Origin of the sequence: Ruegeria sp. HKCCD7221, assembly GCF_013031225.1 — a bacterium.
GTDB lineage: Bacteria > Pseudomonadota > Alphaproteobacteria > Rhodobacterales > Rhodobacteraceae > Ruegeria.
In genome coordinates this window covers 164,432-181,408 of sequence record NZ_WPZE01000003.1, presented here as the reverse complement: position 1 = coordinate 181,408, position 16,977 = coordinate 164,432, and the positions used below count along the sequence as shown (strand labels likewise).

Here is a 16,977-nt window from a genome sequence, read left to right as displayed (position 1 = left end):
GTTTTTGGTATCCTGATGTTAGATATTCTCACATGATGGAAAATCTCAGACACCTACGGGCCCTTCAAGCGTTTGATGAAACGGCGACCCATTCCAGCCTGACAAAGGCAGCGGATGTGCTGAACGTCACCCACGGGGCGATCAGCCGTCAAATCAAGCTACTGGAACTGCATCTTGGCGCGGTGCTTTTTCATCGTCGTCCCAATGGAGTCGAACTGACCAAGGCCGAGGAACGCTTGTATCAATCGACGCGAGGGGCGTTTTCCGCATTGCAACTGGGTGTGTCAGAGGTAAAGCGGATTCGTCATCGCCAGTCGATTACAGTGTCGTTGTCCACATCTCTGGCGCTCAAATGGCTTGTCCCATTGCTCAGTTCGTTTCAACAGGAGCATCCGGGTATCGCCCTGCTGCTGGACACAAATGACGCCTATGCGGACTTCGACAGGTCCGAGGTCGACGTAGCCCTGCGTTTCGGCAAGCCCGGCTGGGGCGAGCTGTATCATGAGCAAATAAAGCAAGAAGAATTGATTGTCGTCGCCGCGCCATCGCTTGTTGAAAAACAACGACGACCGATGCACGCCGCGGAGGTTGCTGACCTCCCGCTCTTGCACGACGCCTTCAACGTTGGATGGGAAAGTTGGGCTGCGCAGGTTGGGCTAAGCCCCGAGCGGATCAAGTCACAGAGTGTCAAGTACGTGGATAGCGCCGTTTTGTTGGAGGCCGCTATTGACGGACAGGGCGTGGCATTGGCAAGAAACCTGCTGGCCGCCAGAGACTTGGAACTTGGCCGACTAATCCGCCTGGATGACAGCAGCGTCCCACTGGACCGTGGGCTGTATTTCGTCTGTCGCCCCGGCGATCAGGAGCGGGTCACGGTGAGAATTTTCAAGAAATGGCTCATGTCGATTTGAGGATTTGCCTGTTGTACCGAAGTCAGCATCACCACCTACAGGTTCAGACTCGACGTTCTTGATTAGTATTCAACAACTCAGCATGATCCAAAGATGGGAGTTGGGATCCAAAATTGGCTGAACGGTCTTGGTCTGGACCAGTATGTTGACGCTTTTGTCCAGAATGACGTTGACGCGCGGGTCTTGCCACTTTTGACCGCGGAAGACCTGAAGGAATTAGGCGTCAGCCTCGGTCATCGCAAAATTCTGTTGGCGGCGATCTCTGATCTGACACCCGATGACGCGCCCGCGCCCAAGGCTGTGGACACGGACCCCATCGACCGGCCCACCCGATCAACCCCCGTGCCAGAAACATCGGACAGCGCAAGCCCGGTCGCCGAGCGACGCCACCTGACGGTTATGTTCGCTGACCTTGTTGGGTCGACCGAATTGACGAACCGGCTGGACCCAGAGGACATGCGGATCTTATTGCTGAACTATCAGGACGCAGTCGCAGGGGCCGTCAGTCGATATGGCGGGTACGTGGCAAAATATCTGGGCGACGGGCTTCTTGTATTCTTCGGCTGGCCGCGCGCCTACGAAGATCACGCCATTCGCGCGGTCAAGGCCGGGTTGGATGCGATCAACCGCGTCAGAGAGCTTAGAACACCTGATGGGGACCAACTGTCGGCACGGCTGGGCATCGCAAGCGGCGATGTCGTGGTCGGGGACACCGTCACCGAAAACACTTATGAGGAAGGCGCCATGACCGGCCCGATCCTCAATCTGGCGGCACGGATTCAGGAACATGCAAAACCAAATACGGTTGTCGTACCCGAAGAAGAAACCGAAGCTGCCCTGCATCGTATCTTTGAGTTTGAAACGCTCGGGGAAGTGGATCTGAAAGGGTTCAAAGACCCCCGAACCTTGTTAGAGGTGGTGGCCGAACGCAGTGCCGAAAGCCGGTTCAAGGCCTCCCACGGGGACGAAAGCACCAGCGCCCTTATTGGGCGGGATTACGAAAAGGGCATCCTTCTACAATCGTGGCAAAGGGCCCGTAACGGACAGGGCGAGGTGGTTCTTCTGTCGGGCGAACCGGGCATTGGCAAATCCCGTCTGACAGAAGAGTTCCTGGCTGACTGCACGACGGATGATCAGGCAGACGTTATCCGGCTGAACTGTTCTCCATACCTGACCAGCAGTCCCTTCCATCCGGTCACGGAACGAATTTCCCAAGACGCAGGTGTCGAGCCCGATTTCGACGACAATCAAATTTTGGAACATGTGCGCGACATGCTCAGTTCGCGCCCCGGGCTGAATCTGGAAAAGGTTCTGCCGGTTTTCGCCGCTCTGGTTGCCCCGCGCAGTGCGCTGGCCCGACAGATTCTTGAATTGTCACCACAGGAACAACGCGACCTTACGATCCAAACTCTGATCAAGACGGTCAAGATACGGTCGAACGCACGACCCGTGATCCTGTGCGTGGAAGATGCGCATTGGATCGACCCGTCGACTCAGGCCCTGTTAGAGCGGTTCAAAACGATCTGTGCCGACCTACGCCTGATGATCCTGATTACCCACAGACCAGAATGGGAGTTGGGCAAGAGCGAAGGCGAAGCGCATGTTCAAACACTGAAATTGCGGCGCTTCGATTCCGCTCACGTCGCGAATTTAATCCGCAATATCTCGGGGGCAGAGCCTGATCAGAAGATGATCAATCTGATCATCGAAAAAACCGACGGCGTGCCGCTGTTTGTCGAGGAACTGACGCGCGCAATCCTAGAGGCCGGAGGTCAGGACAACGTCGCCATTCCCTCCTCGCTCAAGGGTGCTTTGATGGCCCGTCTGGACGCCGTTTCTCAAACCGCAAAGCGGGTTGCGCTGACGGGGTCGGTCATTGGCCGTGAATTCGACCCGGTCTTGCTGGGCGCTGCCATGGGAGAAGACAAGTCAAGCGTTCAGACAAGTCTGGATGAGTTGTCCCGTACTGGCCTGATTTTCGAAAGCGGGCATAACCGTGGGCATTTTGTCTTTCGCCATGCCCTGATCCGCGACACGGCCTATCAATCCATGCTTGGCTCTACACGGCGGCAGCAACATGCGGATGTCGCACAGGCCCTGAACACGCTACGATCCGCCGAAATTGCACGCCGGCCCGAACTGGTCGCCCGCCATTTATCCGAGGCCGAGGACTGGACCGCTGCTTTCGACAAGTGGTGCACAGCAACCGAAATGGCCCTTGCCCGGTCCGCCAGCCAAGAGGCAATGTCCAATGCGCGCGAGGCGCTTATGGCGGCCCAAAATATGGGCGCTGGGGTTAGCGTGGAAACGATTGTCGGGCAGATTCTTGTTGGCAGAAGCTATGACAGCCTTGGCGAGTTGCCGGAAGGGATTGCGGTTCTCAAAAAGGCGTCAGACGCCGCCTGTCAGATTGGCGATATCGGATTGGCGGCGGATGCCGCCAACCATTTTGCGGATTCCTGCATGATGTCCAGCGAACGACACGCCGAAGCCATAGAGCTTTGCAGAGACGCTCTGGACGCCCTGCCGGAAGAAGATGAAACCCGCCGCTGCCGCCTGATAAGCCAGCTTGCACGGGCCTATATCTTTGTCGGCCAATTAGCCGAGGGTTCCCGATATGGACAGCTTGCCATGGAGCTTTCAGCGAAACTTGGGGATCATAAGTCCCAGTTTTCGGTCATGATGATGCATTATGGCGCGCCCTTTGTCGCCAGAAAGGAAAGCGAAGCACGTAACTGGCGCGAGAACCTAGAAGCAATGCACAAAGTTGCCGAAAAGCTTGGCAGCATTGATCAGGGTCGCGACAGAACCCTAAGCCTGTTTGTGGGTGCGGAAATGGCAGATCGCCAGCTAATGGAGCACTCGCTTGAGTTGTTGACCGAAATATCCAGAAAGGACAATCACCTACAGCTTTACTGGGTGCAAAAACATGCGCGCGCAATGGTTGCCATAATGGACGGAGACTTTGAGGCGGCGGAGAAACACGCGACAGAAGCCGTCAAAATTGGCCGAAAGACGCATGGTGAGCATGTCGAAGGCGTCTATGGCGTTCAGATGTTCACGATCCGTCGCGAACAGAACCGATTGCACGAAGTGGCGCCAGTCATCAAGAAGCTGATGTCGGAAAGCCCCGGCGATGTCGCTTGGAAACCGGGGTTCGGGCTGATCGCAGCCGAGCTTGGGTACAAGGAACCGGCCGAACGTATTCTTAACGAAATGGCTGAAAACAATTTCGTTTTGCCGCCCGACGCGATGTATACGACGACCTTGTCCTACCTTTCTGACATCAGCGTCGCCGTCGAACACAAGCGGCACGCGGAAGCGCTTTTTGAAATTCTCAAACCCTACGAAGAGCTGACGATTACAGCAGGCGCAACCACAGTGTGTGCCGGTGCCGCAGCGCGGCGTCTGGGCAGCCTTGCCGCTTTGCTTGCGGATTGGGAGGCGGCCGAGCGCCTTTTCGAAAAGGCAATCGAGATCGACACGCGGATGGCCTCGGTCCCCTGGATTGCGCATAGCAAGGCGGCTTTTGCCTCGGCGCTGCGGCGTCGAGGGCGCGCGACCGACATACGCCGGGCATTTCAACTGGAAGCGGAAGCGTTGGCAACGGCACAAAAATTAAGTATGGTTTCCCTTAGGTCAAAGCTTGAAGGAACTGCCGTTTGACCCCTTAAAAATGCTTGGGGGAGCATGATGCCAAGATACATTATCGAAAGAAATTTTGCAGAACAGCTTGATGTAACAGACGACGACAAGATCAAGATTAAAGAAATCAACGACGAAGAAGGGATCGAGTGGATTTTCTCGTTCCTCAGCGCGGATAAGCGAAAAACCTACTGCCTGTACGAAGCCCCGGACGAAGAAAGTTTGCGCAAGGCGGCCAAAAGGCTGAATATCCCAGCCGACGTCATTACGCCGGTCGACAGGATCGACCCCGGAATTTTTGCCTGAAGCCCAACCGTTCTCTTACGGATCAAAAATCACTTCAACACCGGGAAAAGGTGGAACTTCGATTACTGGGGCAGTAGCGCAAGAAACCTTTTATGCAAATGAAAGGTTATCCCAATGTTTGATTTGAAGTCGCTGCACGGCGATATGGTAACGGTTGATCAAGACGCGCTCGATGCCCTTAGCGCATCGCTCAGGGGGGGCGTCTATCTTCGCGGCAGCCCCGAATACGACGAAGCCAGAACAACCTGGAACAGTATGGTCGAGCGATACCCCGGTTTCGTGATCCGGGCCTTGGGCGCCAGCGATGTTCAGAAGGCAGTCAATTTCGTGCGAGATGCCGGGTTGGTGATGTCTGTCAGATCTGGCGGCCACCAGATTGCAGGTCACGCGGTTGCGGACGAAACAGTCATGCTGGACCTGTCGCATATGCGATCCGTCCACGTTGACCCGATTGCAAAATCTGCGCGGGTCGCTCCGGGTGCCCTGCTTGGCGATGTGGACCGCGAGACACAGGCCCACGGTCTTGTCGTTCCGACCGGTATCAACTCGACCACAGGGATAGCTGGACTTACGCTTGGCGGTGGCTTCGGCTGGACCACGCGGAAGTTCGGCATGACAATCGACAATCTGGTATCGGCTGAGGTTGTTACGGCAGAGGGCGAAATTGTCACCGCATCCGCCAGCAGTCACCCCGAGCTGTTCTGGGCGATCCGAGGGGGCGGCGGAAACTTTGGCGTCGTGACGTCCTTTGAGTTTCAATTGCATGACTTGGGGCCAGAGGTCCTGTCAGGCTTGATTGTGCATCCCATTGAAAACGCCCCTGCGCTGTTGGCAGAATATGCCAAAATCGCGGACACATCACCGGACGAGCTGACCGTCTGGAGCGTCATGCGAAAGGCCCCGCCATTACCCTTCCTGCCGGAAGAGTGGCACGGACGAGAAATCCTGATCTTTGCCGCCTGCTATGCCGGTGCAATGGAGGATGGCGAAAAGGCCGTCGCCGGGTTGCGCGCGTTGGGTGATCCGATTGTCGATGTTATCTCGCCGCATTCCTTCGTGGATTGGCAGGCTGCTTTCGATGCTCTTCTGACACCCGGCGCTCGAAATTATTGGAAAAGCCACGATTTCGAAACGTTGTCTTCGGATGCGATAACGGGATTGCTGGACGGCATTGCCACGCTTCCGGATCCGGCGTGCGAGGTGTTCATTGCCCATGTCGGGGGTGCGATGGCACGGGTTGGAGCAGATTCAACGGCCTATCCACAACGGTCGGCGCATTTCATCATGAATGTGCACACACGTTGGGAAGATCCCGCCAAGGACGCCGAATGCATCGACTGGGCGCGTACTCTGTATGACAGAATGCAGCCGCACGCGACCGGCAGCGCCTATGTGAACTTCATGCCCGAGGATGAGGCCGACCATATGGCTGGAGCCTACGGCGCGAACGGCGGCAAGCTGTCCAAAATCAAGGGCAAGTACGACCCCGGCAACCTGTTTAGAGTCAATCATAATATCCTGCCGACCTGAACGGCACAGGGTTATGCCATCCGACGGCGGCCAAAACACGGGTCGCCGTCAAGGGTGATCGAACCGTGACGCTCATTGTTCGACATACGCAAATGCGCCCTTTTCAAATCGTTGACACCGCGCGGGCATCCCCGTCACATTCAAAAATATGATAGTTTAAGAACCAACTTGATCAGGAGGGATGGATGCGGCTTTCCAAGATTAACCTGCTCATAGCACTCGTTTTTTCGGGCGCTGCTTTTGCGCAGGACGCCACGCCCAAGCAAACGCTTTTCACCAACGTGCATGTCTTCGACGGCGTGAATGAACAACGGGTCGAAAACGCAAACGTTCTGGTCGAAGGGAACCTGATCAAAGCTGTCTCGACCTCACAGATAGACGCGCCCAATGCCACTGTGATCGACGGTGAAGGCCGCACCCTGACGCCGGGGTTTATCGAAACGCACGCGCATCTGATGCTGATGGGGCCAAGCATTCCCGCGATGGAAGCCAATGCCACGTGGGAAGATTTCGGCATCCACGGCACGCGTATGGCCGAGATGTACCTGATGCAGGGCTTCACAACTGTACGGGACGCCGGAAGCGCGAATGGAGGGCTGCGCCGGGCCATTGATTCAGGGCAAATACTTGGTCCGCGTTACTATCCTTCAGGTGCGTTTCTCGGCACGCGGGGCGGACATGCGGATTTCGCCAGCTTTACCTCTCCACCCGGCGCGTCGACGAATTTCAGCCGCCTGAACATGGCACAGGAAGTTGACAGCGTTGCAGACGTTCAGAAATTTGGCCGGAACAACTTTCGGATGGGCGCGACGCAGTTGAAATATATGCAGTCGGGCGGCGTGGTGTCTGCCTTTGACCCGTGGCAACTGCTGGCCGGATCCCCCGAAGAAATTGAGGCCGCCGTGCAGGTTGCCAGTGAATACGGCAGTTACGTCATGGCACATTCCTACCGGAAAGAGGCCATCATGAATGCGCTCAACGCGGGCGTCAAAAGCATCGAACACGGGTTTTCCTTTGATTGCGAAATCGCCGCTCTGATGAACGAGAAAGGTGCCTACATCACGACCAACCTGACCGCATTCGACCCCGGCCTGTTGGAAATTCCCGCCGTTGCCAGCGTGCCGTCCAGCCTCGCCAAGGCCAAGTCTGCGTCCGAGACCTTTGCTGGCTATATCAACAACATGAAGGAATGTCCTGTCAAACGCGGGTTTCAGACCGACTGCGTCGGCTCGGTCGAAGCCTGTAGTATCCAGATTGCCTACGAGAAGAAGCTCAACAACGATTTCTTCGGCCCTTTCGTGTCCATGACAACGCTGACCTCGACAGGTGGTGAGATCGTCGCCCTGTCCGGCGATTTCATGAACCCCTACCCTGCGGGCAAATTGGGTGTGATCGAAGAAGGCGCCTATGCCGACATCCTGCTGATCGACGGCAACCCGCTCGAGGATTTTTCCGTCGTTGGCACAGGTGATCAATGGTTCGGCGCTGATCCGCGTCCCGAAAGCCCCGAGACCATTCACCTGATCATGAAAGACGGGGTGATCTACAAGAATACGCTGGAGTAACGCTTGCCTATCCACTGGTCCGAGGGGTTCGGGACGATCAAAATGCTCGGCGCGTCACTGGCGTTCATGTCTTGCGGCACTGCAGCTCTGGCGCAGGGTTTGTCCGGGCCATCATCTGTCGGCGCAGAGCTTGAGCCCGGTGACGGGTTGACCGACCCGCAATACCGATCAGACTTTCCCCGCAATATCGCGCCGAACTGGTTTGCGTGGAAAGATCGCCTTGCCGAGAATGGCTTTCGGTTCAACATCGACTATCTCGCACTTGGACAGACAACGAATGCTGATCTGGGCGAAGCCGAAGCCGCCGGAGGTATCGCGCGGTTCTATGGGAACTGGCAAGCAAGCGACCTTGGCTCGCTGACCTTCAAGATCGAAGATCGCCGCAGCTATACCGATGTCGCGCCGCAGTTTCTGGGACTAGACGGGGGGGCGCTGTCGATCACCGGCACCGCATTCAACGATAGCGGGCTTCTGCTGACCAATCTGTTCTGGACCCAGCGCGCCCAGAACGGTGCATGGACCTTGCAGGTTGGGCAAATCGACGTGACAGATTTCGTCGATATCTACGGGCTGGTCAGCCCCTATAGCGGCTTTCAAAACCTCGCCTTCAACACAAACCCCACGATCAACACCCCCAATCAGGGACTGGGGATCGCCGGGGGGCTTAAACTCAACAACAACCTATACGCGGTGGCCAGCATCGCCGACGCCAACGCGGATCCTTCCGACCCGAATTTCAACGTGTTCAGCGACGGCAACCTCTTTAAGTCGTTAGAACTGGGCTATACCTCTGCCTTTGATCGTATCTACTTCGACAATGTCCACCTGACCCTTTGGCATGCAGACGCCGCAGAAGACGGCAGCCGCGCCGAAGACTACGGTGCCGCCTTTTCCGCAGCGTGGTTCGTTGGCAACACGTGGATGCCGTTCCTTCGCGCAGGTGCCTCTAAGGGAACGGCAGCTTTGTACGACCGATCCGTCTCGACCGGTATCGGGTATTATGGGCGCAACACGGACCTTGCCGGTCTGGGCCTGAACTGGGCCGAAGCGCGCGGCGTGGACGGGGATCAGATCACGCTCGAAGCGTTTTATCGGTTCTCGATTGCGCCGGGGCTGCAGATCACGCCGTCTGCCCAATTCATTTCCAACCCGCTGCTTAATCCCGATCAGGACAGCATCGCAATGTTCAGCCTTCGCACGCGCATCGTCTTCTGACATCCGCCTATCCCAAAGGAGTATCCTGATGAACAAATTGATCGCCGCCGGTATTTTGGCTCTGTCTTTGGGTACCCCGATCCTTGCCAGCGAGGAAAGCAAAACCTGGGACGCCTCTGATGAGGCCAAGCAATTTGTTCAGGACACGATTGTTCTGGGTATGCTGGCCAGTCCCTATGGCACAGGTTGGACGGAATACGACCAGCTTCACACCTATTTCGAACGCGCCCGAGACAACGGTATAACCGGGCACGAAATGACGCTTGCGGCGGCGGGCATGTCTTTTGAAGCGCTGCTTGAACAGCACTATCACTTTCGGGCGGCGATGGCCCAGCAGCCAGAGAACTACCTGATCGTGAACGAAACACGCGACATCGAAGCAGCCCATGCCCAAGGTAAGACGGCTGTGATCTGGAACAGTCAGACAGCCACGGTTCTGGACGGCGACCTGACGAAAATGGCGCTACTCAAGGACATGGGGGTCAAAAGCATGATCCTTGCCTATAACGACATTTTCAGAACCGGTTCGGGGCAACTGGCGGCGTATAACGGGCGTGACATTGGCCTGACGCCGTGGGGCAAGTCCGTCATCGACGAAATGGTGCGGTTTGGGATCTTACTGGACCTTAGCCATACCGGGTCAAAAACCGCCAATGATGCTATGGATTACATGGACGAGACCTATCCCGGCGTCCCGTATGTCTATACCCACTCGGTTCCTGCCGGGCTGTACAAAAACGCGCCAGAAGCCACCGCGCGCGGGTGCTATCGCGCGATCCCCGACGATGAAGCCCTGCGTGCCGCCAAGTCGGGCGGCTATGTCTCGCCCACATTTACGGAATGGATGATGGACGGCATCTGGCCCGAGGATATCTCACCCCAGCAAGCTGCGGACATGATTGACTATTACGTGCAACTGGTGGGCGTTGATCACGTGGGCATCGCCACTGACGACATGTTCTCACTCGAACTTGTGGTGCAATTCGCGACGGCCAATGCCAGCATGTATGACGACGGTGGTTACATGATTGACGCCTTCAATAAAGGCGCAACCGGCAACGGAGAGCTTGCCAAGATTTTGGCCGCAATCACTGACGACCTATGGGCGCGCGGTTACAGCAACGAGGACTTGGCGAAGATTTACGGCGGCAACAAGATGCGGGTCTATGCGCAGGTTTGGGAAGGCAAACCTCCGCAACAGTTCCTGCAGGAATACCCCGAACGCCTGCGCATGCGGCAGGAATTTCGGGATCATTTCCATTCTCGCTGAACCGAAAGTCAGCGCGCGGGGGCTACGCTTAAAACCGGCGTTGTGCGGGTTACCTGCTGTGTGCTGATTCCTTCGGCTTCGGTGATTTTCACCGCCAATGTCTTGGCGCTTGGGAAACGATCGAAATACCGGAACTCGATTTCCCTTAACGCGTCCATGTTCTGACACCTGATCTCATAATCGGCGTGAAACTCAGAATTTTTGACCTGATCTCTTTCTCCGCCCTTGTCGGAAATCACGCCGAAGCGTTTTCCCGGCAGTGTGACATTGGCCGAGGTTGCAAAGCACCTTGCACTGTCAGCCATGCGAAACAATTCCAGCGGATCAGACAGGCGCGAGACTGCAATCGCCACACGTGTTTGGCTGTCTTGTTCGACACCCAATTGATCCATGATTTCCGAACCGGGGGCAGACAATGACAAAGTGATCTGCCCATCCGAAATTGCGATATTCAGGCGGCCTGACCCGACCTGCCCATACGCTTTGGACTGCGTGGATGGCACGGAGATTGCGGTAATCAAGGCCAAAACTAAAACAAAAAACTTCTTTAACACGGCAACACCCGACCTGAGCTCTGCGCCTCAAAAATAAATCTGTGTTACACCCGGTACAACCACAACACGAGCCCCCAAGACCCCACCAAATATGGGGAGTGCGCGGGCTTCGACGAGGAAAGTATCCGACAATAAAAGTCAGGTTGACATTGTTGACTATTTCACTCAGTTACCAATTAGCAAGCGTCGTGATGCCCGCCAAATACCGGCTCAGCAATGGAAGACCCTACCCCGATGATAAAGTTATTTGCCGCCACCAGCGTCCTGACCCTTACCGCAGCAACCGCGTTTGCCGCGGGCGATACTCATTCGAAATCCGATGTCCTGACCACTTATGCCGACATTGCCGAGGCGAAATACGAAGACAGCCTGATTGCGGCAAAGTCCCTGCAGACGGCCGTGAACGCGCTGATCGCACAACCGTCAGATGCAACACTGAACGCTGCCCGGGCTGCATGGATCGCAGCGCGCGTGCCGTATCAGCAGACCGAAGTTTATCGCTTTGGAAATGCCATTGTCGACGATTGGGAAGGCAAGGTTAACGCGTGGCCGCTGGACGAAGGGCTGATCGACTATGTCGATGCCTCCTATGGTGGCTCGAGCGACAAAAACGAATTCGCAACTCTGAACGTGATCGCCAATCCCAGCTTCGACCTTTCAGGCGAAACAATTGACGCCACCGAGATCACCCCAGCCCTTCTAAGTGATACTCTGCACGAAGCGGATGGGATCGAGGCCAATGTCGCGACCGGCTATCACGCCATTGAATTCCTGCTATGGGGTCAGGACCTGAACGGCCACGGTTCTGGCGCAGGAAACCGTCCTTTCACGGACTACGTGCAGGGCAATGCATGCACAGGCGGCAATTGCGACCGCCGCGCGCAGTACCTGAGTGCAGCCACCGACCTGCTGGTCAGCGATCTGGCTTGGATGGCCGATCAATGGAAAGAAGGCGGCGAAGCGCGGGCCGCTCTGGCCGTGGACGAAACCGCCGGTGTGTCCGCCATTCTGACCGGAATGGGTTCGCTGTCTTACGGTGAACAGGCGGGCGAGCGGATGCGCCTTGGCCTGATGCTGAACGATCCCGAGGAAGAGCATGATTGCTTTTCTGACAACACGCACAACAGCCATTACTATGACGGGCTTGGTATCCAGAATGTCTATCTGGGCAGCTACACCCGCATAGACGGCACCCCGGTCAGCGGTGCATCTCTGTCTGATCTGGTGTCGTCAAGCAATCCGGAACTGGACGCCGAGATGAAGATCAAGCTGGCGAACACAATGCAGGCGCTGGGGCGCTTGAAATCCACGGCTGAGGCCGGGTTTGCTTATGACCAGATGCTGGAGCGTGGCAACGAAGGCGGTGAACAACTGATCATGGGCGGCGTTAACGGTCTGGTCGATCAGACGAAGACGATCGAGCGGATCGTCACAGCTCTGGAACTGGACCAGATCGAGTTTGAAGGCTCGGACAGTCTGGACAACCCAAACGCTGTTTTCCAGTAACTCAAGCATTGCCGGAGGCGCGTCTTTTGCCACGCCTCCGACATTCCTGATCCCGCAGACCCACCAGTTGACTCTGGACCAAGGTCAAATAACTTACTAATTAAGTAAGAAATATATCAAGCACCGAGTCGCTATGATCGTATGCCACTGCACAAATATAACGGATCACGACATCCAAACAGCGATTGACTGGATGCGCTCGGCTGATCCCTTCGCGGTCATCACGCCCGGAAAGATCTACCATGCCCTTGGAAAGTCTGCGGATTGTGGCGGTTGCATGCCGCTTTTCTTAGACACGATGCGGTCCAGCGACAAACTGGAAGTCCCCATGCAGCTTCGTGCGTTGCGCACCGATGCATCACAGGAGAATACGAATGAAGGGCGACCCAAAGGTCATAGAATATCTAAACAAGTCTCTGCGGCATGAGTTGACGGCCGTCAGCCAGTACTGGCTTCACTATCGTCTGCAGGAAGACTGGGGTCTTGGTCACATGGCCAAGAAAAGCCGCGAGGAAAGCATCGAAGAGATGGGGCACGCGGACAAGCTGGTCGAGCGGATCATCTTTCTTGGCGGCCATCCAAACCTTCAGAAACTGGACCCTTTACGCATCGGGCAAACCCCAAAGGAAACACTCGAATGCGACCTGGCGGCAGAGATCGACGCCAGGGCCCTCTACAAGGAAGCGCGCGAATGTTGTCAGAGCGCCGGAGACTACGTCACCATGTCTCTGTTTGAAGGATTACTGGCCGATGAAGAAGGGCATATTGATTTTCTTGAAACGCAGCTTGATCTGTTTGAAAGGATCGGCGAGGCCAATTATGCACACCTCAACGCATCGAAAATGGATGAAGGCGAGTAAACTTTCGTTTGCGGTGGCGGCCGTTTGTGCGACGACCCCATCCCTGTCGGCCGAATTACAGGACCTGCACTTAAACGTCATCCCCAGAACCGAAGACGAAAAATCCCGGATTGCGGCTGTCACGGCTACTCCGTTGGATTTCGACGCCCCACAACGGTTTGAAGAACTACCTGCGGGTGCAGCAACCGTGCGCCTGCGCACCGACGCGGATGCGTTTTCCCAACCGTCCGGCAATCTGGAATTCGCCCAGGAACTTGACTTCAAAGTCGGCAATGGGCTGTTCAAGAAAATCTGGGTCTCATCGCCGTCATCCACTCTGGCTTCGGACGGGTTGGGGCCGCTATACAACGCGCGCTCGTGTCAACGCTGCCACCTCAAGGACGGTCGGGGGCACACGCCGAATGGGCCGGATGACAACGCCATTTCGATGTTTCTGCGTGTGTCGATCCCCGGCGGGGATTCGATACAGGAGATCAAAGACTACATCGCCACACAGCCCGAGCCGAACTACGGCGGACAGATGCAGGACCTGTCCCTACCCGGTCACCCGGCGGAATACAGGTTGGACATCACTTACGAGGACGTGCCCATAAAGCTTTCGGGCGATGAAACTGTCGTCTTGCGCAAACCAACTTATAAGGCCGCTGATCTGGGCTATGGCCCTCTGCACCCCGATGCGATGCTCAGCCCGCGTGTCGCACCGCAGATGATCGGGTTGGGACTGCTTGAGGCGATCCCCGTCGATGACTTGCTCGCCAAGGCTGACGCCGACGATGCAGATGGCGATGGTATTTCTGGCCGACCGAATATCATCTGGTCGATCGAATATGGCGCGCCGATGATGGGCCGCTTTGGGCATAAGGCTGGTATGCCGACGATTGCGCAGCAATCCGCTGCGGCCTTTGCCGGGGACATCGGAATTTCAAGTCCCCTGTACCCGGCAGCTTATGGGGACTGCACTGAATTGCAGGCAGAGTGTGTAAGCGCCCCGCACGGAGACGGTGACGATCGCACGTTTGAAATAGACCAGCAGGGCATGGATCTGGTCGTTTTCTACAGCCGCAATCTGGGTGTGCCAGAGCGTCGTGACGTGGACGATGCCGAAGTTTTGCGCGGCAAGCGCGTGTTTCACGACAGCGGGTGCGCCGCGTGCCACACGCCATCACACGTCACGCACCGGCTGGAAGACCGGCCCGAGCATAGTTTCCAATTGATCTGGCCCTATACCGACCTGTTACTGCACGACATGGGCGAGGGTCTTGCCGACAACCGTCCCGAGTCCCGCGCGACAGGCCGCGAGTGGCGTACACCGCCGTTGTGGGGAATTGGCCTGACGGAGCAGGTTTCGGGGCATACCCAGTTCCTGCACGACGGTCGCGCGCAATCGCTGCTGGAAGCTATCCTGTGGCATGGCGGCGAAGCTCAGGTGGCACGCGACAAGATTGTCACGCTGCCCAAGGCGGACCGTGCGGCCCTCATCCGGTTTTTGGAGAGCCTGTAGTGCGTGCCGTTCTACTCGCTTGCGCTCTGATGACCCCTTTGCCCGCAACAGCTCAGAACCGGGGGCCGATCCTGACGGACGTGGTCGAAGGGCACATCCTGCCCGGCTATGCGCGTTTGTCCAAGGCAACCGGCGCACTTAGCAGCGCGGCGCAAGGGGATTGCGCAGCCACATCCCCCGAATTGCGAGCGGCTTATCATGCTGCTTTTGATCGCTGGATTACAGTAAGTCATTTGCGGTTCGGTCCCTCCGAGACCGACAACCGGGCATTTGCGCTGGCGTTCTGGCCCGATACCAAAGGGTTCACACCCAAGGCGCTGTCAGGTCTGATCGCAGTTCGGGATTCCGCCGTCGAAACGCCCGAAGGATTTGCTGAGACGTCAGTCGCCGGGCGCGGTCTCTTTGCGCTGGAGATGATGCTGTACGACCCCGCCTTCATGGAAACCGAAGACGAGCCGTACCAATGCGCCCTTGTTCAAGCAATCGCAGTCGACATCAATCACAACGCCAATGCGATTGATGCGGATTGGGTGTTATACGCAAGTCAAATCACCAAACCCGGAGGCCAAAGCGCATTCCGCTCGGACAGTGAAGCCGTGCAAGAGCTGTACAAGGCGCTTGTCACGGGGTTGGAATTCACGGCCAACACCCGCCTCGGGCGGCTATTAGGAGCGTTAGACCGCCCCCGGCCCAAGCGTGCCGAGGCGCGGCGATCTGAACGCTCGTTGCGCCATGTCGAACTGTCCCTGATCGCATTGCGGGATCTTGCGGCGCGATTGTCGGCTGATCACCCCGAGATTGACACCGATCTGGCCAAAGCGTTCGAAAAGGCCATCGACCGCGCGCAGCGTTTGGATGATCCGGGGCTTGCGGGCATCGCGACACCTCAGGGGCGATTGCGGGTTGAAGCTCTGCAACAGTCGATCAACGACATCCGGTCGGTTGCCACTAGTGACCTTGGCCCAACATTGGGCATCAATGCCGGATTCAACGCATTAGATGGGGATTAAGGTATGACCAGCCGCCGCCGATTTCTGGCAGGACTGGCTGCGGCTAGCCTTGCCCCCACCCAAGGATGGGCGGCCGTCGGTGCGCCCGACTATCTGGCCGCCGCCCTGTTTCCTGATGGATCACACCGTTTGGTCGGTTTGATGGCGGATGGAAGTATTCTGTTCTCACTGATATTGCCCGCCCGAGGCCACGCCGCCGCCGCGCACCCCCATCGCCCGCAGGCTGTTGCCTTCGCGCGGCGACCGGGGACCTTTGCCGTGATCATCGACTGCACAACAGGTGCGCAAACCGCGGCGTTAAACGCGCCTGACGGCAGACACTTCTACGGTCACGGCGCATTTTCACAGGATGGCACCCGACTATTCACAACAGAAAATGACTACGAAGCCGGAGAAGGCGTGATCGGTGTCTGGGAGACTGCACAATATACTCGGTTGGGCGAGTTTCCGTCAGGGGGAACCGGCCCCCATGACATTCGCCTTATGGCGGACGGGAAAACACTGGTCATCGCCAACGGAGGGATTGAAACGCACCCCGACACCGGCCGCACCAAGCTGAACCTGCCGGTCATGCAGCCGAACCTCACCTATCTGGACCTCGACGGCTCCATGCTTGAACAGGCCGAATTGCCGCCGGGGCTGCGCCAGAACTCGATCCGTCATCTGGCGGTCCGGCCTGACGGGCTGATTGGGTTTGCGACCCAATGGCAGGGTCAAACCATTGAACACCCGCCCCTGCTTGGCCTGCACAGACCGGGCGACGAAATCCGCTTATTATCCGCCCCGAATGCGTATCAAAGCAGGTTGCAAGGCTATGCCGGCAGCATCGCTTTTTCCGGCGATGGTGCATCGGTCGCGATCACCTGTCCCCGCGGAAACGCTTTGCACCAATTTCGTGTCGAGGACGGTCAATTGATAGGTGCTTTCGAACTGGATGACGTCTGCGGACTTGGCACCGGCGGAGACGGGTTTGTGTACACCACAGGCACCGGCGCGGTTGGAACGCTGGGCGCGACGGTCAAAACGTCGGCCCTGCAGGACTGCCAATGGGACAACCAGCTGATCCCCGTGGGACGTCCGGCGTAATTTGGGCAAATCCACCCC

At 57.1% G+C, this 16,977-nt stretch carries 14 protein-coding genes; 13 read left to right on the top strand and 1 reads right to left on the bottom strand.

Annotated elements, in window-relative coordinates; genetic code table 11:
• The first annotated feature begins 32 nt into the window (after window positions 1–32).
• The 7 genes from GOX73_RS09945 (at window position 33) to GOX73_RS09915 (ending at window position 10,442) form a co-directional block, all read left to right on the top strand.
• A complete protein-coding gene (locus tag GOX73_RS09945; RefSeq protein WP_171126218.1) occupies window positions 33–911 on the top strand; it encodes a LysR substrate-binding domain-containing protein in 879 nt (292 codons plus the stop codon).
• Window positions 912–1,004: 93 nt separating this feature from the next.
• Window positions 1,005–4,577, top strand: a complete 3,573-nt coding sequence (locus tag GOX73_RS09940) for an AAA family ATPase (RefSeq protein ID WP_171134876.1) — start codon at window positions 1,005–1,007, stop codon at window positions 4,575–4,577.
• 27 nt (window positions 4,578–4,604) lie between these two features.
• Complete coding sequence (locus GOX73_RS09935; RefSeq protein ID WP_171123675.1) at window positions 4,605–4,862, top strand: DUF4242 domain-containing protein; 258 nt, start codon at window positions 4,605–4,607, stop codon at window positions 4,860–4,862.
• Window positions 4,863–4,976: 114 nt separating this feature from the next.
• Complete coding sequence (locus GOX73_RS09930; protein WP_171126220.1) at window positions 4,977–6,392, top strand: FAD-binding oxidoreductase; 1,416 nt, start codon at window positions 4,977–4,979, stop codon at window positions 6,390–6,392.
• 185 nt (window positions 6,393–6,577) lie between these two features.
• Window positions 6,578–7,957 carry an amidohydrolase family protein gene (locus tag GOX73_RS09925; protein ID WP_171126221.1) on the top strand — a complete coding sequence of 460 codons (1,380 nt, stop codon included), beginning with the start codon at window positions 6,578–6,580 and terminating at the stop codon, window positions 7,955–7,957.
• Between the two features lie 3 nt (window positions 7,958–7,960).
• Complete coding sequence (locus GOX73_RS09920) at window positions 7,961–9,172, top strand: carbohydrate porin (RefSeq protein WP_254429161.1); 1,212 nt, start codon at window positions 7,961–7,963, stop codon at window positions 9,170–9,172.
• Window positions 9,173–9,200: 28 nt separating this feature from the next.
• On the top strand, window positions 9,201–10,442 hold the full coding sequence (locus tag GOX73_RS09915) for a membrane dipeptidase (RefSeq protein WP_217351001.1): 1,242 nt from the start codon (window positions 9,201–9,203) through the stop codon (window positions 10,440–10,442).
• A gap of 8 nt (window positions 10,443–10,450) precedes the next feature.
• Here the strand turns inward: GOX73_RS09915 and GOX73_RS09910 are convergent, their stop codons facing one another.
• Entirely contained in the window at window positions 10,451–10,996 is a 546-nt protein-coding gene (locus tag GOX73_RS09910; RefSeq protein WP_171126222.1) for a DUF2796 domain-containing protein, read from the bottom strand.
• Window positions 10,997–11,230: 234 nt separating this feature from the next.
• Between GOX73_RS09910 and GOX73_RS09905 the strand changes: the two genes are divergently transcribed.
• From GOX73_RS09905 to GOX73_RS09880, 6 genes are all read left to right on the top strand, one after another.
• Complete coding sequence (locus GOX73_RS09905; RefSeq protein WP_171126223.1) at window positions 11,231–12,502, top strand: imelysin family protein; 1,272 nt, start codon at window positions 11,231–11,233, stop codon at window positions 12,500–12,502.
• A gap of 133 nt (window positions 12,503–12,635) precedes the next feature.
• Entirely contained in the window at window positions 12,636–12,929 is a 294-nt protein-coding gene (locus GOX73_RS09900; protein ID WP_171126224.1) for a bacterioferritin-associated ferredoxin, read from the top strand.
• On the top strand, window positions 12,877–13,362 hold the full coding sequence (bfr, locus tag GOX73_RS09895) for a bacterioferritin (protein WP_171126225.1): 486 nt from the start codon (window positions 12,877–12,879) through the stop codon (window positions 13,360–13,362). The genes GOX73_RS09900 and bfr overlap by 53 nt, the downstream gene beginning before the upstream one ends.
• Window positions 13,349–14,863, top strand: coding sequence for a di-heme oxidoredictase family protein (locus GOX73_RS09890; protein ID WP_171126226.1), 1,515 nt, complete (start codon window positions 13,349–13,351; stop codon window positions 14,861–14,863). The genes bfr and GOX73_RS09890 overlap by 14 nt, the downstream gene beginning before the upstream one ends.
• The gene (locus GOX73_RS09885; protein ID WP_171126227.1) at window positions 14,863–15,873 is read left to right on the top strand and encodes an imelysin family protein; all 1,011 of its coding nucleotides are present in this window, start codon (window positions 14,863–14,865) and stop codon (window positions 15,871–15,873) included. The genes GOX73_RS09890 and GOX73_RS09885 overlap by 1 nt, the downstream gene beginning before the upstream one ends.
• Before the next feature lie 3 nt (window positions 15,874–15,876).
• Complete coding sequence (locus GOX73_RS09880) at window positions 15,877–16,959, top strand: DUF1513 domain-containing protein (protein WP_171126228.1); 1,083 nt, start codon at window positions 15,877–15,879, stop codon at window positions 16,957–16,959.
• The last annotated feature ends 18 nt before the right edge of the window (window positions 16,960–16,977 follow it).